Here is an 18936-nt window from a genome sequence, read left to right on the forward strand (position 1 = left end):
CCCTGGTCCGGTCCTTGTCCCGGGCCCTGGGCATGGCTCGGGGTCGGCAAGGCAGCGGCAGCCAGGAACGCGAGGGCCGGCAGCCAGGATCTGGTTTGGTCGAACAACGTCATGCTTGCCTACCCCTCGCTGGCGCGTCATCTGCAACGGTGTTGTCCTGGTCGAGGCTGGCCGAAATCCGGCTCGACCAAGCGCCGACCAGGTCGGCCATCCACCTTCTTCGCGACAAACCGGTAAGATCGCGACAAATTTGCGGCCACTTCCAGGTGCTGTCGTCAGGATACGTGAAAAGCACGCTGATTCGCCGCAGAGATCGTCGACCTCAGCGCCCGGGCGCAATGACGTTGCAGTTGGTGCGGCCCGACATCAGGCAATCCTGCATCTTGCTCGCAGCGGTCAGGCTATGGGCCAGCCAGAGGCCGAAGCCGACCATGATCGCAGCAAACACCAGCGCAGCGATCGCGCCGCCACGCCCGCTGCCATCGGGATCCGGTTCGCTCATGGTCCGTCGCGTTCAGGCGGCGCGCAGATCGGCCGCCGCACCATGCGGCACCGGGTGCTGGCGCGAGGCCGGCGTGACCGGCGCGACCCGCGTGCAGCTCGTCACCCAGAACAGCTGCGCGCATTCCCATTCCGCGCCGAGCACGCCGGCCGGGACAGGGGTGGGCCGGGCGAAGACCGCGGTCATGACGGCGGCGGTGACCACGAGACCAAAAAGTGTGAGGACGAGCGCCATGCGCCCGCGCCCCCGAAACAGCGAGGTCATGCCGGTAAACTCCCTTGGATGTCGCACCCGGATGGTGCGCCAACGCCCGTGGGCTGTGATGAAATTCACATCCGGCCGACCTTCGCCGACACGACGGGGGATGCTTACATAGCGATCGCTACAAAGCTTGCAAGCGCCGCAAAGGCGCGATGTGGAGGACTGGCGATAAAGCATTTGTCATCGACGCATGCGATCCTATACACACGGCCTCGCGTCAGCCTTCGCTCGTGTTCACGACACCGTGGAGGAATGGCTTGGCGGCGCATGCAGCCCCTGACCGAACCACACCGATCGGATCCTACCGATCAAACCACACCACCCCAGTAGCGAAGTGACGACGTCTCCATGAGAGGATTCAAGGAACCCGGATTTGCCGATCGGCAGAAGGCCGCGCAGCAGGCCCGCCAGAGCATCGTGCAGAAGTTCAAGTCGCAGCCCGGGCCTGATGATCCCGAGGTCGTGAAGCGACGGCAGGAGCGCGAGGCCGCGGCGGCGCGCCGCGAGCAGCAGCGTCTCGAGCGCGAGGCCGCGAAGGCCGAGCAGAAGCGTCTCGAGGAAGAAGCAAAGGCCGCGGAGGCCGCCCGACTCGCCCGCGAGGCGGAAGAAGCTGCCGCCCGCGCGGCCGAGCTCGAAGCGGAGCAGAAGGCCAAGCGCGACGCGCGCTATGCGGCGCGAAAGGCGCGCGGCAAAAGGAAGTGATGAAGCGGCGCCATGGCAGGTTGCCCGCCATGGCGCCCCCACGTCGGGTGCCGACGTGAAGCATCGTGACGTGAAGACGTGAGCCTGATCGGATCAGGAGCGCTGCGATCGGATCGGCTCAGTTCTTCTTCATCATGCCGTCGTCCTTCTTCATCCCGTCCTTCGACATCGCATCCTTCTTCATGCCGTCCTTGGCCATCGAGTCCTTCTTCATGCCGTCGTGGGACATCGAGTCCTTCTTCATTCCATCATCCTTGCCCATCTTGTCCTCCGCGAACGCGACCGGCGCGAGAGCGACGTTGAAGGCGAGAGCGGCGGCGGACACGGCGAGGATGAGGCGGTTGCGAGAAGTCATGATGATCGCTCCTTCGAGGTGCGGGGTTGTACGGCGACCAATGCGCCGCTCCCTGATCTCGACGTTCCGCGCGGCATCATTGTTACGGACCGACGAAATAATTTTCGTCGATCAAATTTGAATCGAGTTCTGCGGTGTTTGGAGGGTCGACACAATTTCGCCCCGGCAAGTCGATGTTAGTACAACCGCCGCAAGGGATTCAGATCTCGACAGTTGCGCCGCAGCAATATGTCGCTTCTCTTGCATTTGACCTCGAACGGACCGTCGAGTTCGGCTAGAGGTAAATCGGAAAATCGGCTCGTATCGATTATGCCAGCGAACCGCGGTCGGGAACCCAACCAGAAGTTGTCCAGGGGAAATCTCATGCTCTCACGCCGTCACGTCATCGCTTCCGCGCTCGCTGCGCCTGCCATCCTGCGCTTTGGAACCGGCACGGCCCATGCTGCAACCACGCTGAAGATCTCGCATCAGTTCCCGGGTGGAACCATCGACAAGGGCGACTTCCGTGACCGGCTGTGCCGGGTGTTCGCCGAAGAAGTTGCCAAGCGCTCGGGCGGCGAAATTGCCGCCGAGATCTATCCGAATTCGTCGCTGATCAAGACGGTGGCGCAGTTCTCGGCGATGCGGAAGGGCGCGCTCGACATCAGCCTGTATCCGATGCCCTACGCCGGCGGCGAAGTTCCCGAAACCAACATCGCGCTGATGCCAGGTCTGGTTACCACCTACGACCAGGGCATGCGCTGGAAGAACGAGCCGGTCGGCAAGGCGCTGAGCGATTTCCTCGCCGACAAGGGCATCATCCTCTTGAGCTGGGTCTGGCAGGCCGGCGGCGTTGCCAGCCGCTCGCGTCCGCTGGTCACCCCCGAGGATGCCAAGGGCATGAAGGTGCGCGGCGGCTCGCGCGAGATGGACATGGTGCTGCAGACCGCCGGTGCATCGGTGCTCTCGGTTCCCTCGAACGAAATCTACACGGCGATGCAGACCGGCGCCTGCGACGCCGGCATCACCTCCTCCACCAGCCTGATCTCGTTCCGCCTGGAGGAGGTCTCGAAGGCCCTGACCTCCGGCGCCAAGGCCTCCTACTGGTTCATGCTCGAGCCGCTGATGATGTCGAAGGCCTCGTTCGACAAGCTGCCGAAGAACCAGCAGGACATCCTGCTCGCGGTCGGCACGGAGATGGAGGCGTTCGGGCGCAAGGGCGCACAGGAGGACGATATCGAGGTCGCCAAGGTCTACGAGAAGGCCGGCGCCAAGGTTGCCGAGCTCGACGTCGAGACTGTCAACAAGTGGCGCGACATCGCCCGCGACACCGCCTGGAAGGACTATGGCGGCAAGTCGGCGAATTGCGCCAAGCTCCTCAAGCTCGCATCCGACGTCGCGGCCTGAGCAATGCACGCCCCCGTCTCGGACAGCGAGACCACGCCGACCACCGGCGCCAGCGGACCGCTGGCGCCGCTTCAGCGTGTGATCTCGACTCTCAACAGCATCATCGTCGTGTTCGCCGCGATCGCGCTGGTCGCGGCCTGCGTTATCCTCAGCTACAGCGTGGCCGGCCGGGCGCTGTTCAAGGCCGCCAACTATTGGCAGGACGAGGCTGCCGTGTTCCTGCTGGTCGGCGCCACCTTCATGACCGCCGCCTACGTGCAGGAGCATCGCGGCCATGTCAGCATCGAGGCCTTCGTCGGCCTGATGTCGCCGCTCGCCAACAAGATCAGGCTCTGGCTGGTCGACGTCGCCAGCTTTCTGTTTTGTGCCTTTTTCACCTGGAAGTCTTGGACCCTGACTCATGAAGCCTGGGTCGACGGCCAGGTCTCGAATTCAATGTGGTCGCCGCCGCTGGCCATTCCCTACGGCCTGATGGCTGCAGGAATGACCCTGCTCTGCATCCAGATGCTGCTGCAGATCGTGGCGCCGCTCACCGGAGCGCGTCGATGAGCGTATTTGGAATTGGGCTCTCCTATGGGCTCGCGACGCTGTTTGCGATGTTCGCGGGCATGCCGATCGCATTCGCGCTCGGCGCCGTCGCCGTGGTGTTCATGGCGATCTACATGCCGACCGCCTCGCTCGATACGGTGACGCAGAACGTCTACGAGGAGATGGCGTCGATCACGCTGTTGTCGATCCCGCTGTTCATCCTCAAGGGCGCCGCGATCGGCCGCTCCCGCGCCGGCCAGGATCTGTACTCTGCGCTGCATGCGTGGCTGCACCGCGTGCCCGGCGGCCTGGGGGTCGCCAACGTGTTCGCGTGCGCGCTGTTCGCGGCAATGGCCGGATCCTCGCCCGCGACCTGCTCGGCGATCGGATCGGCCGGAATTCCCGAGATGCGCAAGCGCGGCTATTCCGGTGGCTTCGCCGCCGGCATCATCGCCGCCGGCGGCACGCTTGGCATCCTGCTGCCGCCGTCGATCACGATGATCCTGTTCGCGATCGCCGCGGAGAAGTCGCTGGGACGGCTGTTCCTGGCCGGTATCGGGCCTGGGCTGCTGCTCGTCACCCTGTTCGGCGTCTATGCCGTGGTGCGCTTCCGCCAGGAATACGCGCAGGCCAAGACGGCCTACGAGAAGTCGGGCGCCTGGTCGGACATCCTGACCAAGGACGATTTCACCATGGCGCAGCGCTTCTCGGTGCTGCCGCGCGTGATCCCGTTCGTGCTGCTGCTGACCGGCGTCATGGTCGCGCTGTATGGCGGCTTCGCCACGCCGTCGGAGACCGCCGGCCTCGGTGGCATCCTGGCGCTGGTGCTGATCGCGATCATCTACCGGGTCTGGAGCCCCGGCGATCTCGCACCGATCATGCGGGCGACGCTGCGCGAGTCGACGATGCTGATGCTGATCATCGGCATGTCGCTGCTCTACTCCTACGTGATGAGCTACCTGCACATCTCGCAATCCGTCGCGGAGTACATCGTCGCGATGCACCTGCCGCGCTGGGAGCTGTTGTTCGCGATCCTCTTGATGGTGGTCGTGCTCGGCTTCTTCCTGCCGCCGGTGTCGATCATCCTGATGACCGCGCCGATCATCCTGCCGCCGCTGCGCGCCGCGAATTTCGACATCATCTGGTTCGGCGTGGTCATGACGATCGTGATGGAGATGGGCCTGATCCACCCGCCGGTGGGGCTGAACATCTTCGTCATCCGCAACGTCGCGCCGGACATTCCTCTGCGCGACGTGATCTGGGGGACGCTGCCGTTCGTGCTGCTGATGATGGCCGCGGTGTTGCTGCTCTGCTTCGTGCCGCAGATCTCGACCGGCCTGCCGGACCTCGTGATGGGCCCGGATCTGAGCCGCTGACGCGCTGAAAGAGGACGACGGGTGGCGAATGGAAACTATTCGCCACCCGCGCGCTTGGCCTTCGCATTCAGCGCGGCTGCGACGCGGCTGACCGGAGGACGGCCCAGCAGGCGGCTCATCTCGTTGGTGGCCGCCAGCAGCTTGGTCATGTCGACACCGGTCCGGATCCCCATGCCCTCGAGCATGTAGACGACATCCTCGGTCGCGACATTTCCCGTCGCGCCCGGCGCGAACGGGCAACCGCCGAGGCCGCCGGCGGCCGAGTCGATGACGCGGACACCCTCCTCCATGCCGGCATAGAGGTTGGCGAGCGCCTGGCCATAGGTGTCGTGGAAATGCATCGCCAGATGCGAGACCGGCACGTCGTCGCAGACGGCCCGCAGCATCTGTTTGGCCTTGAGCGGCGTGCCGACCCCGATCGTGTCCCCGAGCGAGACCTCGTAGCAGCCGAGGTCCCACAGCGCCTTGGCGACGCCGGCGACGGCCTGCGGCTTGATCTCGCCCTCATAGGGACAGCCGAGCACGCAGGAGACGTAGCCGCGCACCTTGATGCCGTCGGTCTTGGCGTGCGCCACGACCGGCTTGAACCGCTCCAGCGACTCCTCGATGGAGCAGTTGATATTGGCGCGGGAGAAGCTCTCCGAGGCCGCGGTGAACACCGAGATCACCTTGGCACCTGCAGCGTGGGCAGCCTCATAGCCCTTCACGTTGGGCACCAATACATGGAATTCGCCCGGCAGCGCGGCCACGCTGCGCATCACCTCGTCCGAACCCATCATCTGCGGGATCGCCTTGGGCGAGACGAACGCGCCGACCTCGACCGTCGTCAGGCCCGCGTCGACCAGCGCGCGGACGAAGGCGATGCGGTCGGCGACGCTGACGGACGTCTTCTCGTTCTGCAGCCCGTCGCGTGGGCCCATTTCGATGATGCGCACGCTCTCGCTCATGGCTGACCTCTTGAAGTTGGAGGATCAGGCGGAGGGTTCGACCTCTGCCAATTCGACGCCTTCCTGGACGATGTCGCCGACCTTGCACTTGATCGCCTTGAGCACGCCCGCGAACGGCGCCCGCAGGGTCTGCTCCATCTTCATCACCTCCAGCGTCAGGATGGCCGCGCCCTTCTCCAGGACCGCCCCCTCCTGCGCCAGCAACGCCACCACCGTGCCCGGCAGGGGCGCGACGATCTTGTCCTCACCGCCCTGCTCCTCGTCGTCGCCGCCGAACGGATCGATCCAGTGCAGATCGAAGCGGCCGTTGCGGGTGCGCAGATACAGCTCGTGCCCCTCGATGACGGCCACCACATGGGATTTGACCCCGTCACGCACAAGGTCGAAACCGCCATCATCGGTGGGAACAGCCGAGAACACCGTCACGCGCCCATCAACCATCAGTGTCTGCACGCCCGGGCCATAGGCGAGCGTGACCGTCTGCGGCTCTGCTCCGGCGCCCGCGCGGAACGAGAACACGCGCTGCCGCAGGCCGACCGGCATCCACCCTGACGACCGCCACGGCGAGCCCTGCTCCTTCGCTGCCGCGCTCTGCTCGTCGATGAGAATGGCCGCGACCGCGGCGCACAGCTCGACATCGCCGGCGACGGCGCCCAAGCGCGTCAGTTGTGTCAGATGCCGTTCGATGAAGCCGGTGTCGATGGCATTGGTCACGACGTCGGGATGGGTCAGCAGCGCCGACAGGAACGGAATGTTGCTGACGATGCCGCGGACATCCGTATCTTCCAGGCCGCGATTGAGCCGCTCGATCGCGACCTCGCGCGTCGGCGCCCAGGCGATCATCTTGGCCAGCATCGCGTCGTAATAGGGCGAGACGGCATCGCCTTCCCGATAGCCGGCATCGATGCGCAGGCCGCCCGTCTCGGCCGGCGTCCGCCAGGTCTTGATCGTGCCGACCGAAGGCATGAAGTTCTTCGCCGGGTTCTCGGCGTAGACGCGCGCTTCGATCGCGTGACCGTTGAGCTTGATCTGATCCTGCGTCAGCGGCAGCGCCTCCCCGAAGGCGACGCGCAGCTGCCATTCCACGAGATCGACGCCGGTAATCAGCTCGGTCACGGGATGCTCGACCTGCAGACGCGTATTCATCTCGATGAAGAACACGTCCCGCCCGTCGGAGACGAACTCGATCGTCCCCGCGCCGACATAATTCACGGCGCCGGCAGCACGCCTCGCCGCGGCACACACCGTTTCGCGTTGCGCCGGGGACAACGTCGGCGATGGCGCCTCCTCGATCACCTTCTGGTGCCGGCGCTGCAGCGTGCATTCGCGCTCGAACAGCGAGACGAGATTGCCGTGACTGTCGCCGACGATCTGCACCTCGATGTGACGCGGGTTCTGCACGTACTTCTCGATCAGCACGCGATCGTCACCGAACGCCGCCTTGGCCTCGCGCTTGGCGCTCGTGACGGCGTCAGTGAGATCGCCGGCCGCATTCACCACGCGCATGCCGCGGCCGCCGCCGCCGGCGGAGGCCTTGATCAGCACGGGGTAGCCGATCCGCGCGGCTTCGTTGGCGAGCGTCGCCTCGTCCTGGGCCTCGCCGTGATAGCCGGGCACCAGCGGCACGCCGGCCTGCTCCATCAGGAATTTCGAGCCGGACTTCGAGCCCATCGCGGTGATCATCGCCGCCGTTGGCCCGACGAAGACGAGCCCGGCGTCGAGACAGGCCTGCGCAAACTCGGCGCTCTCGGACAGGAAGCCGTAGCCGGGATGGACCGCTTCGGCGCCGGTCGCCTTGGCGGCCTCGATCAGCCGTTCGATATTGAGATAGGAGTCGCGGGCGCGCGCAGGGCCGAGCAGCACGGCCTCGTCGGCGAGTGCGACGTGCAGCGCGTTGCGGTCGGCCTCGGAATAGACCGCGACGGTTTTCAATCCCATCGCGCGCGCGGTGCGGATCACGCGCACGGCGATCTCGCCGCGGTTGGCGATCAGGAGCTTGCGGAAGCGACGATACAATCCGGGACGAGCCATGATCACATCCTGAACAGGCCGAACTTGGTCGGCTCGACCGGGGCATTGGCGGCAGCGGACAATCCAAGCCCGAGCACCAGGCGCGTATCGGCGGGATCGATCACGCCATCGTCCCACAGCCGCGCCGTCGCGTAGTACGGATTGCCCTGCGCCTCGTATTGCGCGCGGATGGGGCTACGGAATTTCTCTTCCTCTTCCGCCGGCCAGCTCTCGCCCTTGGCCTCGATGCCGTCGCGACGGACCTGGCTCAGCACCATCGCCGCCTGCTCGCCGCCCATCACCGAGATGCGGGCGTTCGGCCACATCCACAGGAAGCGCGGTGAATAGGCCCGGCCGCACATGCCGTAGTTGCCGGCGCCGTAGGAGCCGCCGATCACGACGGTGAATTTCGGCACCGAGGCAGTCGCGACCGCTGTCACCAGCTTGGCGCCGTCGCGCGCGATGCCGCCGGCTTCGTACTTCTTGCCGACCATGAACCCGGTGATGTTCTGCAGGAACACCAGCGGAATGTTGCGCTGGCAGCACAGCTCGATGAAGTGCGCGCCCTTCAGCGAGCTCTCGCTGAACAGGATGCCGTTATTGGCGATGATGCCCACGGGATAGCCGAAGATGTGGGCAAAGCCACACACGAGAGTCTGGCCGTAGAGCTTCTTGAACTCGTCGAACTCCGAGCCGTCGACAACGCGCGCGATGATGTCGCGCACGTCGAACGGCTTGCGGCCGTCGACTGGCACCACGCCGTAGATCTCCTCCGCAACATAGCGAGGCTCACGGACCTCGCGCATGTTGAGCATGGTGCGCGCGCCCGGCGGCTTCAAGGTGCCGACGATGCGGCGCGCGATGCCGATCGCATGCGCGTCGTTCTGCGCGTAATGGTCAGTCACGCCCGACTGCCGCGAATGCACGTCCGCGCCGCCGAGCTCCTCGGCGCTGACGACCTCGCCGGTTGCGGCCTTCACCAGCGGCGGGCCGCCGAGGAAGATCGTGCCTTGATTGCGCACGATGATGCTCTCGTCGGACATCGCCGGCACATAGGCGCCGCCGGCCGTGCACGAGCCCATCACGATCGCGATCTGCGGAATGCCCGCGGCCGACATCTGCGCCTGGTTGAAGAAGATGCGGCCGAAATGCCGCTCGTCTGGGAAAATCTCGTCCTGCAGCGGCAGAAAGGCGCCGCCGGAATCCACCATGTAGACGCAAGGCAGATTGTTCTGCCGCGCGATGTCCTGGGCGCGCAGATGCTTCTTCACCGTCATCGGGTAATAGGTGCCGCCCTTGATCGTCGCGTCGTTGGCGACGACGACGCATTCGCGGCCGGCGATGCGGCCGATGCCGGTGACGATGCTGGCCGAATGCACGTCGCCGCCATACAGCCCATGCGCCGCCAGCGGCGACAGCTCCAGGAACGCCGTCCCGGGGTCGAGCAGCAGGTCGACGCGCTGCCGAGCCAACATCTTGCCGCGCGCCAGATGCCGCTTGCGTGACGCCTCGCCGCCGCCCTCGGCGACCTGTCCGAGCTTGGCTTTGAGGTCGCCGACCAGCACGCGCATCGCATCGGCGTTGCGGGCGAAGTCGGCGGAGGAGGGATCGATCGTGGAAGCAAGCGTCATGATCGGCGCTTTCGTTGCTGGGGCCGGATGGAGAGCCGTGAGAGCACGCGTCAGACAGCGCGCGGCCGCGAAGGCCGCTGCAAGTCAGGATGTACCATCTCTGCGGGCATGCTGTCCTCCCTGCCCCCGGCGGCCGCTGGAAGCCGCTCCGTTGTTCTGGAATTAAACGATCATACGTTTTTAAATTCTATTCTCAAGCGGATTGTTGTAGAGTTCGAGATGATCCTCCTTCTCCTTGAGAAGATGAAGCTTTTACCGGCGAACCAGGGATGTCTGCTTGTCTCGGGTCGCCCCACCTGTCGGCAGCGGCGAGGGTGAGATGGCACGCACGATCGGATCCCACGGTCCGACCACGATGGAAGCGATTCGCAAGGCCGGCCTGCGGCTGATCTTTCAGCACGGCTATGAGGCCATGAGCCTGCGTCAGCTGGCGGCCGAGGTCGGCATCCAGCCCGGATCTCTCTATAATCACATCAGCACCAAGCAGGAGCTGCTCGCCGAGCTGATCCAGGACCATATCAATGACCTCCTGGGTGAGCTCGAGCTGGCGCTACAGGACACGCAGGGGCCGCTCGACCGTCTCAGGGCATTCGTCGCCTTCCATGTCAGCTATCACATGACGCGGAAGCGTGAGGTCTTCATCGCCAATTCGGAGCTGCGCAGCCTCGAGCCGCGCAATTATGAGGCGGTGGTGGCGCTACGCGGCGCCTATGAGCGCCGGCTCGCCGACATCCTCACCGAAGGTGTCGCGGAGGGCGTGTTCGACGTCGACGACGTCCAGGTCGCGACCTTCGCGATCATCGCGCTGCTGACGGGACTGTGCAGCTGGTACCGTCCCGGCGGCCGGCTGACCAAGGACGCGATCATCGCCGCGCATGAAAAGCTGGTGCTGTCCGGGGTCATGCCCCGCGGCGTGACAACGCCGGCGCAGGCCTAGCGGCGATGGCGGAGCGGCCCGACCTCGACGCGATCGACCGCAAGATTCTCGCGGAGCTCCAGGCCGACGGTCGCATCCGCATCAACGAGCTCGCCGACCGGGTCGGCATCTCGCATCCGAACTGCCTCCGCCGGGTTCGCGCGCTGCGCGGCAGTGGTGTGATCAAGGCGATCCGCGCCACGATCGACGAACGGGCGCTGGGCTATGAGGTGGTCTCGTTCGTCACGATCCAGCTCGAGAGCCAGAACCAGGCCGCGCTCGCAGCCTTCGAGGCGGCGATCATGCCGTTACCGTGGGTCCAGCAATGCTGGCGGCTGTCGGGAGATGCAGACTTCCTGCTGAAATGCGTCTCGACCGGGGTCGATGGCATGAGCCGGCAGCTTCGGCAGTTTGCGGCGCTGCCCGGCGTTCGCACGATCAGAAGCTTCCCGTCGCTGGGCCAGTCGAAGGACGGAGCCCTCCCGATCCCCAGCGGCGACGATCCGCCCGGATAGACCTCCGATGCGCGATCAGTGCGTCCAGGGCTCGCCGCGGCGGAACGAGAAGTTGTCGGCATAGGCGACCTGCCGCTTCACCGGCTCCTTCGGCTCGATCACCTGGTAGGGAATGCCCTTGCGCTCGCAATAGGCGATCGCCTCTTCCTTGCTGTCGAAGCGCAGCGTGACCTGCTGCTTCATGTCCGACGACGAGGTCCAGCCCATCAGCGGCTCGACCGAACGCGGCTGCTCCGGCTCGTAATCGAGCTGCCAGTCCCGGGTCTTGGCCTTGCCCGATTGCATGGCGTTCTTGGCCGGCTTGAAAATGCGTGCGGTCATGGCTGGAAGAGCCCCTCGAAGCAGCGGTCGTCAGGCATTTGGCGGAAACGGCCGGGATGGGTTACACGCAAGTTTCAGCACGGAACGGTGATTCCCATCCTGGACATGACCGTCTATCGTGCTCCGTATAGTCATTCTGCCGTCCCGTGACAATCTCGGTCGACTGCCACGGCGCCTCCCTGCTCTCCGACGTTTCCCATTCAAAACAGTGCGTTGAAGCGGCCATGAAAATCAATGCCACGCTGCCCGACAGAGGGCGCGACCTGCGGCTCGACCTGTTTCGCGGCATCGCCAATTGGGCGATCTATCTCGATCACATCCCGGACAATGTGGTGAACTGGATCACCACCCGGAATTACGGCTTCAGCGACGCCGCCGACCTGTTCGTCTTCATCTCCGGCTATACCGCCTCGTTCGTCTATGCCCGCATGATGATCGACCGCGGCTTCATCGTCGGGGCCACGCGGCTGACCAAGCGGGTGTGGCAGCTCTACGTCGCTCACATCGTGCTGTTCGTCATCTATATTGTGGCCATCAGCTATCTGGCGACGCGGTTCGGCGTGTCCGAGATCATCGACGAGTTCAATGTCGCCGGTCTCGTCGATCATGCCAGCGACACGCTGGCGCAGGGCCTGATCCTGAAGTTCAAGCCGGTCAATCTCGACGTGCTGCCGCTCTATATCGTGCTGATGGGATTCTTCCCGCCGGTGCTGTGGATGATGCTGCGCCAGCCGGACCTCACCATGATCGCCTCGATCGTGCTGTGGCTCGTGGCGCGGCAGATGGGCTGGAATTTCGCCGCCTATCCGGCCGGCACCTGGTACTTCAATCCGTATTGCTGGCAGGTGCTATTCGTGTTCGGCTCATGGTGCGCGCTCGGCGGCGCCCGCCGCTCGATGAGTATCATCATGGCGCCGGCGACACTCTATTTCTGTCTCGGCTATCTGCTGCTCGCGCTGGTCATGACCATGGCCGGGCGCTTCCCCGATTTCGGGGCGATGTTTCCGCATTGGCTGTATTCCGCGTTCAATCCGAACGACAAGACCAATCTGGCGCCCTACCGCTTCCTGCACTTCGTGGTGATCGTGATCCTGGTGATCCGCTTCGTGCCGAAGGAGTGGCCGGGCCTGGAGTGGAAGGGCTTCGATCCGCTGGTGGTGTGCGGTCAGCAGTCGCTCGCGGTGTTCTGCGTCGGCGTCTTTCTGTCCTTCATCGGACACTTCACCCTGATGCTGAGCTCGGGCTCGCTGCTGGCGCAGATCCTGGTCAGTGCAGCCGGTATCGCGATCATGACGACGGTGGCCTATTACATCTCGTGGTCGAAGCGGCAGGACAAGCCGCAGCCGAAGCCGGCCGCCTCCAAGACCGCCGAGAAGACCGCCGAGTTCAAGACGGCCGCGCCGAAGTGAGGCTGAAGGCCGCTCGCCATCGGGCGGCCTTCACCGTTGACCTGCATCAAGCCGGCATGGTGGCAGCCGGCTAAGGTCCTCAGCACAAAGGTGCCGCGTACCGCGGCGCGCGCTCCACGAGCGAACGCGCAAGCTGCTCACGCGGCGATTTGCTGACAAGGACCAGATCATGCCGACCCATTTCCATGCCGTCGTGTGGCTCGACCACAGCCAGGCCAAGCTGTTTCACATCGGCCTCACCGGCGCCGACGAGGTGACGCTGCATCCGCATCTGCAGACCAAGCACCTGCACCACAAGGCGAACGCCATCGGCAGCGGCCATGCGGCGACGGACAAACATTTCCTCGAGGAGATCGCGAGCGCGCTCAACGATGCTGGCGAGATCCTGATCATCGGCCCGGCCAGCGCCAAGACCGAGCTCGCCAAGTACCTGCACGAGAAGCATCCTGCGGTCGGCAAGCGCGTCGTGGCGGTCGAGGCAGCCGATCATCCGACCGACCGTCAGATCGTCGCCTACGCCAAGCAGCACTTCAAGATGGCCCCGCCGCGCGTGGCGACCGGCACTGCGGGCTGACGCTTGCGCCTCTGACAGAGTCGAAGCGGCCGAACCGTCGCCTCCATCCAATCGTTTGCCAAGCCGGCCGCCCTAGCGCGGCCGGCTTTGTTTTGGTGGTGATCACGGCTCGCGCGGGGCGACGTCACGCCCCTGCCGCCGCTCTATGCGCATCAGCGACGTTGCTCACGCGGCCACGCCAGACCCGAGCAGTTGATTTGATTTAGCGCAAAGACGCGGGATCTCGGTTGCGATGATGTGAGGGCTGGCGGATGTTCCTTCCCCGGATTCACCCGCACCACTTCGGATGCTCCCGGGTCTTGCCGCTGCGGGAGCATCCGAACTTTTTTCGGGACAGCCCATCTCCATCGCACACGCCAAGCTTTTCGTGACGCGTCCTTGGTTAGACCGGGTGGCTACGGTCTCTTCGCTTCAATTTTGATCATCACCAGCACAGTGCTGGTTGCGCAACCATTGGGAACGCCGCGACCGCACACGCCCGTGACATCAAGGGGAGATGGTCGGGGCAGCTGGATTTGAACCAACGACCTGCAGTACCCAAAACTGCCGCGCTACCAGGCTGCGCTATACCCCGATGTCCCGAAAGGACCATGATCCTGCGAGGACCACGTCACTACACGGTCGCAGCGTCAGCAGCAAGACCGTGGGCCGTCCGACGGACGGCTGCCTGCCGGAAGCGGAGAATGGCAAGCCGAAAAGGACGAAATGGCACCTGGAAGGCCGGCCTCCACCGAGACAACGGCCCTACAAACGACAAAGCCCCGCGGATCCGGGGCTCTGCAGCAGTCCTCTCCATGTCCCGCTCAGTGCGAGGACAGCGCCGGCGAGCCAGTCTCCGGGTGGATCTCGGCCGCCATCATGCCCTTGGAGCCCGGCCCATAGCGGACCAGAACCCACTGGCCGGGGCGCAGCTCGGTCATGCCGAACCGCCGCAGGGTCTCCATGTGAACAAAGATGTCCGGCGTGCCCTCGCCGCAGGTCACGAAGCCGAAGCCGCGAAGACGGTTGAACCACTTGACCTGCGCACGCTCCAGCCCGCTGGTCGGCGTGACCGTGACGTGGGTGCGCGGCGGCAGCATCTGGGCCGGGTGGATCGCTGTCGACTCGTCCATCGAGACGATGCGGAAAGCCTGGTAGCCCTTGGCGCGCTGGACGCACTCGACGACCAGCCGGGCGCCTTCATAGGCGGTCTGATAGCCGTCGCGCCTGAGCACGGTGACGTGCAGCAGGACATCCGGCCAGCCATTGTCGGGAACGATGAAGCCGTATCCCTTCGAGGCGTCGAACCATTTGATGACGCCGCTGATTTCGACAAGGTTCTCGCCAAGACCAGCAAGCGCATCGATCGCCGAGTCGCGCGCGACGCCGACCTGATAGTCTGCCCCGAGCCGGTTTGGTGTAGTTACACCAGCAACCGGTACTCCAAGCTTCTTGGACTCAAATCCGTCCGACCCCATAACCCCGGACCTCACAGATGAATTGTGAGCCGCCACCCCTGCAACGGCGCCCTGCGCGTGCTCACCGTCTATACCCTCGACGAGTCACGCGAATCTCTCGAATCAAAGATAACATTCCCTCGTGCCGCGCATAGACAAAAATCGGATTCAGTGAGGCATATGAACAGACTTGCCGACAAAAATGCATCAATTTCCGTTCAATTACGGACGAACGGTCCGAGTACTTCGCCGATATCGTGCTGAATAACGAGGTCGGCAACGTCGTCCTGATCGGTCGGTTCCCGGTTGATGATCACGAGTCGCGCACCCGCCTGCTTTGCCATCAACGGAAAGCCCGCCGCCGGCCATACAACCAGCGATGAGCCGATCGCAATGAACAGGTCACAGTGCTGCGCGAGCTCTGCCGCGCGTTGCATCTCGCCCTCCGGCATGGATTGACCGAACGACACGGTCGCCGTCTTCACCGGCTCGGCGCATTCCGGACAGTCCGGTGCGCCGTCGCGCTCAAATCGCTCCCGCACCCAGTCGAGCTCGTAGCGCTGCCCGCATCCGATGCAGCGCGCATAAGTGGTGTTGCCATGCAGCTCGATCACGTGCTCGGCGGCGAAGCCGGAGTCTTGATGCAGGTTATCGATGTTCTGGGTGATGACGGCCGGGATCTTGCCGGCGCGGTAGAGTGAGGCCAGCGCGCGGTGGCCGCGGCCGGGACGCGCTGCGGCAAACGTCTCCTGCATCGCAAAGCGCCGCCGCCACGCCTCGTCGCGCGCATCCTGGTTGGCGACGAACTCCTGGAAGTCGATCGGCCGGTTGCGCGTCCAAAGTCCTCCCGGCGAGCGGAAATCCGGGATGCCGGTCTCGGTCGAGATGCCGGCCCCGGTGAACGGCACGATGACGCGCGCGGCTGCGATCATGTCGCCGAGGCGGTTCACGCCATCCTGCAGATCGGTAGCAATCATTAACGGCGGCTCCAAAGCGTCACGCGTCGCGTCATGGCCCTCTCCTCTCCATATCACGTCGGCGACGACATCGCTGCTGGCGAGGTCGCGCACGTGATGTGCAGCCATTCGGCATCAGTCGGAACCATCAAACCGTCTTGCAAGCGGAGCGAGTCTCTGGCGCAGCCGCGACCGCTGAATGGATGGATGACCGGCATTCGCCTCGCCTGCCCTCCCCAACTCACATCGCGCTCGTCGCATGATGAGCGAGCGCCTCCGCAATCGCGCCGCAATCGAGCAGCCACATCGCGCCAGCGATTCGCCAGGAAGTTTGTCACGCGTCTCATGGCTGGACTCGCCGGAGTGCGACCGGAGCAGTGAGGATCCGTGGGACAGAACGAGACGCAGGACGATCGGCGGACGCAGGAGCGCGCCGAGATCACGGCACGACTTGCGCGATTCAAGTCAACGCAGGAGAGGTTCGCGCGCGAGCGCGAGGAATTTGCGCGGCAGGCCTGGCGCAAGGCCCTGCGCGGCGAGGCCGCCGAATAGGCCGATCCGCAGCCAGCACGAAAAGAGCCCCGGGGGGTTGCCCGGGGCTCGATCGCCTCACCGGCGCGGGCGCTTACCAGTGATGGTGCCAGCGGTGGTAGCGGTGATAGTAGGGCCCACCGTAATAGGCATACGGACCCGGTGCGTAGACGTAACGCGGGCCGTAGGCGTAGCCGTAGTCCGGACCATAATAGTACGGATGCGACGCCGCGATTGCGCCCGCTGTCAGCGCGCCCGCCGCCAGTCCGAAGGCGAGGCCGGGTCCGAGGCCGCGCGCCTGAGCCGGGGCCGGTGCAGCGAGCGCGGTTGCGGCGACGGCGCCTGCGGTCGCCAGAGCTGCCAGTGTTTTTCTCATGGTTGCTGTCCTCCAATTCCGATGCGTCCAAACAACGCAGACCCCGGCGAATTGGTTGCAGCACTGCTCGCCGCCTGGCGTGCGGGAACCAACCGCTGGGCCATTGGTTCAGGATTGTCTCGGTGGGACGGGCAATGGCATCCTGGTTCGAACTTCTGGTCAACATCATTGGCTATGGCGGCTTCGTCGTCATCGCATCCCGCCATCACGCTGGCGGCGCTGACGCGACGGCCGACGTCCACGGCGATGATGCGGCCGAGGCCTGACGGCAGCGCGGCGATCGGCGGCGCCCTTTAGCTCTTTCCACAGACCATCCGCGGCATATCCACAGCTTCGCCGCCCCGGCTTTCAAGCGTCTGATCAGCGGCTTGCTGCGCAATCAAGCCAGGCTTTTCCCCAGCGCCGCCCCGACGTCCCCTGCAATGCGCAGCCCTTCCAGGCAAGCGCGGCGACCCGGTCCAGAATATTCCTTCGGCCGCCGCCAAATCGTTGCACGCCGGCTTGAACCTTTGGGCGGCTGCCCCAGACACATCAGTACTGGGAATTTCAGGGCCCAGTCATCGAGGGTGGCGCCACGCGACGAAGATATTCCGTCGTGCTGGCGCTGCTGTCGTTTCGGCGCCCGCAGGAGGCGGGCCCGCGCGACGCCGCTTCCCAACCGTGCACCCACAAACGAAAAGGCCCCCTTTTCAGGGGGCCTTCGCGCCTCATCGAAACTGCCGAAGCAGGATCAGGCGACCGCGTCCTTGGCGGCCTTGACCGGGCGGGCGCGCACGATCTTGCGGGCCGGCTTGGCCTTGAACATCATCTCTTCGCCGGTGAAGGGGTTGGTGCCCTTGCGCGCCTTGACGGCCGGCTTCTTGACGACGACGAACTTGGCGAAGCCCGGCACCAGGAACACGCCGTTCTTCTTCAGCTCCTTGTGGCCGACGTCCGTGAGCGTCTCCATGACGTTCTTGACGTCACGCTTGGACAGCTCGGTGGTGGTCGCGATCTTCTCGATGAGTTGCGACTTCGAGAGTTGGGTAGCCATCGTATCTCCTTATGATTGGTACCGATGAATGACGTGACGACTGCGCGGCTATCAGCGCATTGCTGCGCAGACTGGTCGGGGTTTTCTGGCTGCATTGCACAGCCGGGACTTCAGTCGTCTGGTGGTGGTACACCCCGCGATTTTCGGGATTCTCCTGCATTTCAAGGGGCCCCGAAGCACCCACAGCGGCGCCAAAATTCCAACGGAGCGCGGAGAAGTCAAGCTGCGATGCCGATCGAATGGAGCGTGCGATTCATTTTCCCCTATATTTCCAGGCATTTTCGATGCTCCTGCGTGATTTTGGCCGCACATGACCGGCAAAAAGCGCTGAAAAACCCGTATGCGTACGCACCAGGCCGGTTCATTCGTGCTGCGAATCACGGCTGAAAACAGCGATTCGCCGGCGTCCAAACCGACTGCAGGCATCGTCGCGCGACCCCACACATCCGCGCGAGCGCGCATCGCCGCAGGCTCAGGCGTGCTGCGCAGGCACGCGGATTGCTGCTATGGATCGGCATCCGCAGGCGGCCGTTGAACATCCGCTTGAAGCTCAGGGAGACAAGAAACGATGCGTTATCTTCACACCATGCTGCGCGTGCGCAATCTCGACGTCGCGCTGAAATTCTATTCCGATGCGCTCGGCCTCAAGGAGGTGCGCCGGATCGACAACGACAAGGGCCGCTTCACCCTGGTGTTTCTCTGCGCACCCGAAGATGAACACCTGCTGAAGAGCCTGCCGCCGACCCGCGGCGCGCCGCTCGTCGAGCTCACCTACAATTGGGACGAGGAAAAATACGGCGAGGATCGCTTCTTCGGCCACCTCGCCTACGAGGTCGACGACATCTACGCCACCTGCGACCGCCTGATGAAGCTCGGCGTCACCATCAACCGGCCGCCGCGCGACGGCAACATGGCGTTCGTCCGCTCGCCCGACCTGCACTCGATCGAGCTGTTGCAGAAGGGCGAGCCGAAGGCCCCCGCCGAGCCGTGGCTGTCGATGCCGAACACCGGACATTGGTAGGCGTCGCAAGGCGCTCATCCCCTGCATCACGGCCGGAACATCAAGCCCACCCTCGCGTTGTCGCTCCGATTGACGGAGAGGATATGAGGAGGCCGAGATGGGTCGAGGAATCTTGCTGTGGTTGTTGGGCGTGCCGATCCCGGTGATCAT

General features: G+C 64.6%; 22 protein-coding genes and 1 tRNA gene. 11 read left to right on the forward strand and 12 right to left on the reverse strand.

Annotated elements, in window-relative coordinates; all coding sequences use genetic code 11:
• Positions 1-322 precede the first annotated feature (322 nt).
• Positions 323-502, reverse strand: a complete 180-nt coding sequence (locus tag BRAO375_RS30505; protein ID WP_009031280.1) for a hypothetical protein — start codon at positions 500-502, stop codon at positions 323-325.
• Positions 503-514: 12 nt separating this feature from the next.
• A complete protein-coding gene (locus BRAO375_RS30510; RefSeq protein ID WP_009031281.1) occupies positions 515-766 on the reverse strand; it encodes a hypothetical protein in 252 nt (83 codons plus the stop codon).
• A 345-nt stretch (positions 767-1111) separates the two neighbouring features.
• Between BRAO375_RS30510 and BRAO375_RS30515 the strand changes: the two genes are divergently transcribed.
• Positions 1112-1465 carry a DUF6481 family protein gene (locus BRAO375_RS30515; protein WP_009031282.1) on the forward strand — a complete coding sequence of 118 codons (354 nt, stop codon included), beginning with the start codon at positions 1112-1114 and terminating at the stop codon, positions 1463-1465.
• Positions 1466-1583: 118 nt separating this feature from the next.
• Here the strand turns inward: BRAO375_RS30515 and BRAO375_RS30520 are convergent, their stop codons facing one another.
• On the reverse strand, positions 1584-1820 hold the full coding sequence (locus tag BRAO375_RS30520; RefSeq protein WP_009031283.1) for a pentapeptide MXKDX repeat protein: 237 nt from the start codon (positions 1818-1820) through the stop codon (positions 1584-1586).
• 363 nt (positions 1821-2183) lie between these two features.
• On the opposite strand from BRAO375_RS30520, the gene BRAO375_RS30525 reads away from it, so the two are divergent.
• The 3 genes from BRAO375_RS30525 to BRAO375_RS30535 are packed head-to-tail and all read left to right on the forward strand — an operon-like array spanning position 2184 to position 5110.
• Positions 2184-3206: a TRAP transporter substrate-binding protein gene (locus BRAO375_RS30525; protein WP_009031284.1), complete on the forward strand. Its 1023-nt coding sequence runs from the start codon at positions 2184-2186 to the stop codon at positions 3204-3206.
• 3 nt (positions 3207-3209) lie between these two features.
• Positions 3210-3755, forward strand: coding sequence for a TRAP transporter small permease (locus BRAO375_RS30530; RefSeq protein WP_009031285.1), 546 nt, complete (start codon positions 3210-3212; stop codon positions 3753-3755).
• Positions 3752-5110, forward strand: a complete 1359-nt coding sequence (locus tag BRAO375_RS30535; RefSeq protein WP_009031286.1) for a TRAP transporter large permease — start codon at positions 3752-3754, stop codon at positions 5108-5110. Before BRAO375_RS30530 ends, BRAO375_RS30535 begins: the two co-directional genes overlap by 4 nt.
• 35 nt (positions 5111-5145) lie before the next feature.
• On the opposite strand, the gene BRAO375_RS30540 is transcribed toward BRAO375_RS30535, so the two are convergent.
• The 3 genes from BRAO375_RS30540 to BRAO375_RS30550 are packed head-to-tail and all read right to left on the reverse strand — an operon-like array spanning position 5146 to position 9698.
• The gene (locus BRAO375_RS30540; protein ID WP_009031287.1) at positions 5146-6057 is read right to left on the reverse strand and encodes a hydroxymethylglutaryl-CoA lyase; all 912 of its coding nucleotides are present in this window, start codon (positions 6055-6057) and stop codon (positions 5146-5148) included.
• A 24-nt stretch (positions 6058-6081) separates the two neighbouring features.
• Positions 6082-8088, reverse strand: a complete 2007-nt coding sequence (locus BRAO375_RS30545) for an acetyl/propionyl/methylcrotonyl-CoA carboxylase subunit alpha (protein ID WP_035643132.1) — start codon at positions 8086-8088, stop codon at positions 6082-6084.
• A gap of 2 nt (positions 8089-8090) precedes the next feature.
• Positions 8091-9698, reverse strand: a complete 1608-nt coding sequence (locus BRAO375_RS30550; RefSeq protein ID WP_009031289.1) for a carboxyl transferase domain-containing protein — start codon at positions 9696-9698, stop codon at positions 8091-8093.
• 319 nt (positions 9699-10017) lie between these two features.
• Between BRAO375_RS30550 and BRAO375_RS30560 the strand changes: the two genes are divergently transcribed.
• Positions 10018-10635 (forward strand): TetR/AcrR family transcriptional regulator, encoded by a 618-nt coding sequence (locus tag BRAO375_RS30560; RefSeq protein ID WP_009031290.1) that lies wholly within the window; start codon positions 10018-10020, stop codon positions 10633-10635.
• A gap of 5 nt (positions 10636-10640) precedes the next feature.
• Entirely contained in the window at positions 10641-11129 is a 489-nt protein-coding gene (locus BRAO375_RS30565) for an Lrp/AsnC family transcriptional regulator (protein WP_009031291.1), read from the forward strand.
• Positions 11130-11144: 15 nt separating this feature from the next.
• Here the strand turns inward: BRAO375_RS30565 and BRAO375_RS30570 are convergent, their stop codons facing one another.
• Positions 11145-11450 (reverse strand): ETC complex I subunit, encoded by a 306-nt coding sequence (locus BRAO375_RS30570; RefSeq protein WP_009031292.1) that lies wholly within the window; start codon positions 11448-11450, stop codon positions 11145-11147.
• A 224-nt stretch (positions 11451-11674) separates the two neighbouring features.
• Between BRAO375_RS30570 and BRAO375_RS30575 the strand changes: the two genes are divergently transcribed.
• A complete protein-coding gene (locus tag BRAO375_RS30575; RefSeq protein WP_009031293.1) occupies positions 11675-12859 on the forward strand; it encodes an OpgC domain-containing protein in 1185 nt (394 codons plus the stop codon).
• 169 nt (positions 12860-13028) lie between these two features.
• On the forward strand, positions 13029-13433 hold the full coding sequence (locus tag BRAO375_RS30580; RefSeq protein ID WP_009031294.1) for a hypothetical protein: 405 nt from the start codon (positions 13029-13031) through the stop codon (positions 13431-13433).
• Positions 13434-13930: 497 nt separating this feature from the next.
• On the opposite strand, the gene BRAO375_RS30585 is transcribed toward BRAO375_RS30580, so the two are convergent.
• From BRAO375_RS30585 to BRAO375_RS30595, 3 genes are all read right to left on the reverse strand, one after another.
• Positions 13931-14007 (reverse strand) — tRNA-Pro (locus BRAO375_RS30585).
• Positions 14008-14236: 229 nt separating this feature from the next.
• Positions 14237-14890: a cold-shock protein gene (locus BRAO375_RS30590; RefSeq protein WP_009031295.1), complete on the reverse strand. Its 654-nt coding sequence runs from the start codon at positions 14888-14890 to the stop codon at positions 14237-14239.
• 197 nt (positions 14891-15087) lie between these two features.
• A complete protein-coding gene (locus tag BRAO375_RS30595) occupies positions 15088-15846 on the reverse strand; it encodes an SIR2 family NAD-dependent protein deacylase (protein WP_009031296.1) in 759 nt (252 codons plus the stop codon).
• A gap of 366 nt (positions 15847-16212) precedes the next feature.
• On the opposite strand from BRAO375_RS30595, the gene BRAO375_RS38255 reads away from it, so the two are divergent.
• On the forward strand, positions 16213-16377 hold the full coding sequence (locus BRAO375_RS38255) for a hypothetical protein (protein ID WP_175345399.1): 165 nt from the start codon (positions 16213-16215) through the stop codon (positions 16375-16377).
• A 73-nt stretch (positions 16378-16450) separates the two neighbouring features.
• Here BRAO375_RS38255 and BRAO375_RS30600 read toward each other — a convergent pair whose 3' ends face one another.
• Positions 16451-16732 (reverse strand): hypothetical protein, encoded by a 282-nt coding sequence (locus BRAO375_RS30600; RefSeq protein ID WP_009031297.1) that lies wholly within the window; start codon positions 16730-16732, stop codon positions 16451-16453.
• Positions 16733-16866: 134 nt separating this feature from the next.
• On the opposite strand from BRAO375_RS30600, the gene BRAO375_RS38920 reads away from it, so the two are divergent.
• Positions 16867-16998 carry a hypothetical protein gene (locus BRAO375_RS38920; protein WP_283806106.1) on the forward strand — a complete coding sequence of 44 codons (132 nt, stop codon included), beginning with the start codon at positions 16867-16869 and terminating at the stop codon, positions 16996-16998.
• Positions 16999-17462: 464 nt separating this feature from the next.
• On the opposite strand, the gene BRAO375_RS30605 is transcribed toward BRAO375_RS38920, so the two are convergent.
• Positions 17463-17765 carry an HU family DNA-binding protein gene (locus tag BRAO375_RS30605; protein ID WP_006614754.1) on the reverse strand — a complete coding sequence of 101 codons (303 nt, stop codon included), beginning with the start codon at positions 17763-17765 and terminating at the stop codon, positions 17463-17465.
• Between the two features lie 568 nt (positions 17766-18333).
• Here BRAO375_RS30605 and BRAO375_RS30610 point away from each other — a divergent pair.
• The gene (locus BRAO375_RS30610) at positions 18334-18786 is read left to right on the forward strand and encodes a VOC family protein (RefSeq protein WP_009031298.1); all 453 of its coding nucleotides are present in this window, start codon (positions 18334-18336) and stop codon (positions 18784-18786) included.
• The last annotated feature ends 150 nt before the right edge of the window (positions 18787-18936 follow it).

Source organism: Bradyrhizobium sp. ORS 375 (assembly GCF_000239775.1).
In the GTDB taxonomy this organism is placed as follows: Bacteria; Pseudomonadota; Alphaproteobacteria; order Rhizobiales; family Xanthobacteraceae; genus Bradyrhizobium.

Coding starts and splice junctions, on each gene's coding strand:
- BRAO375_RS30505 (WP_009031280.1), bottom strand. CDS start 502: ATGAGCGAACCGGATCCCGATGGCAGCGGGCGTGGCGGCGCGATCGCT.
- BRAO375_RS30510 (WP_009031281.1), bottom strand. CDS start 766: ATGACCTCGCTGTTTCGGGGGCGCGGGCGCATGGCGCTCGTCCTCACA.
- BRAO375_RS30515 (WP_009031282.1), top strand. CDS start 1,112: ATGAGAGGATTCAAGGAACCCGGATTTGCCGATCGGCAGAAGGCCGCG.
- BRAO375_RS30520 (WP_009031283.1), bottom strand. CDS start 1,820: ATGACTTCTCGCAACCGCCTCATCCTCGCCGTGTCCGCCGCCGCTCTC.
- BRAO375_RS30525 (WP_009031284.1), top strand. CDS start 2,184: ATGCTCTCACGCCGTCACGTCATCGCTTCCGCGCTCGCTGCGCCTGCC.
- BRAO375_RS30530 (WP_009031285.1), top strand. CDS start 3,210: ATGCACGCCCCCGTCTCGGACAGCGAGACCACGCCGACCACCGGCGCC.
- BRAO375_RS30535 (WP_009031286.1), top strand. CDS start 3,752: ATGAGCGTATTTGGAATTGGGCTCTCCTATGGGCTCGCGACGCTGTTT.
- BRAO375_RS30540 (WP_009031287.1), bottom strand. CDS start 6,057: ATGAGCGAGAGCGTGCGCATCATCGAAATGGGCCCACGCGACGGGCTG.
- BRAO375_RS30545 (WP_035643132.1), bottom strand. CDS start 8,088: ATGGCTCGTCCCGGATTGTATCGTCGCTTCCGCAAGCTCCTGATCGCC.
- BRAO375_RS30550 (WP_009031289.1), bottom strand. CDS start 9,698: ATGACGCTTGCTTCCACGATCGATCCCTCCTCCGCCGACTTCGCCCGC.
- BRAO375_RS30560 (WP_009031290.1), top strand. CDS start 10,018: ATGGCACGCACGATCGGATCCCACGGTCCGACCACGATGGAAGCGATT.
- BRAO375_RS30565 (WP_009031291.1), top strand. CDS start 10,641: ATGGCGGAGCGGCCCGACCTCGACGCGATCGACCGCAAGATTCTCGCG.
- BRAO375_RS30570 (WP_009031292.1), bottom strand. CDS start 11,450: ATGACCGCACGCATTTTCAAGCCGGCCAAGAACGCCATGCAATCGGGC.
- BRAO375_RS30575 (WP_009031293.1), top strand. CDS start 11,675: ATGAAAATCAATGCCACGCTGCCCGACAGAGGGCGCGACCTGCGGCTC.
- BRAO375_RS30580 (WP_009031294.1), top strand. CDS start 13,029: ATGCCGACCCATTTCCATGCCGTCGTGTGGCTCGACCACAGCCAGGCC.
- BRAO375_RS30590 (WP_009031295.1), bottom strand. CDS start 14,890: ATGGGGTCGGACGGATTTGAGTCCAAGAAGCTTGGAGTACCGGTTGCT.
- BRAO375_RS30595 (WP_009031296.1), bottom strand. CDS start 15,846: ATGATTGCTACCGATCTGCAGGATGGCGTGAACCGCCTCGGCGACATG.
- BRAO375_RS30600 (WP_009031297.1), bottom strand. CDS start 16,732: ATGAGAAAAACACTGGCAGCTCTGGCGACCGCAGGCGCCGTCGCCGCA.
- BRAO375_RS38920 (WP_283806106.1), top strand. CDS start 16,867: ATGGCATCCTGGTTCGAACTTCTGGTCAACATCATTGGCTATGGCGGC.
- BRAO375_RS30605 (WP_006614754.1), bottom strand. CDS start 17,765: ATGGCTACCCAACTCTCGAAGTCGCAACTCATCGAGAAGATCGCGACC.
- BRAO375_RS30610 (WP_009031298.1), top strand. CDS start 18,334: ATGCGTTATCTTCACACCATGCTGCGCGTGCGCAATCTCGACGTCGCG.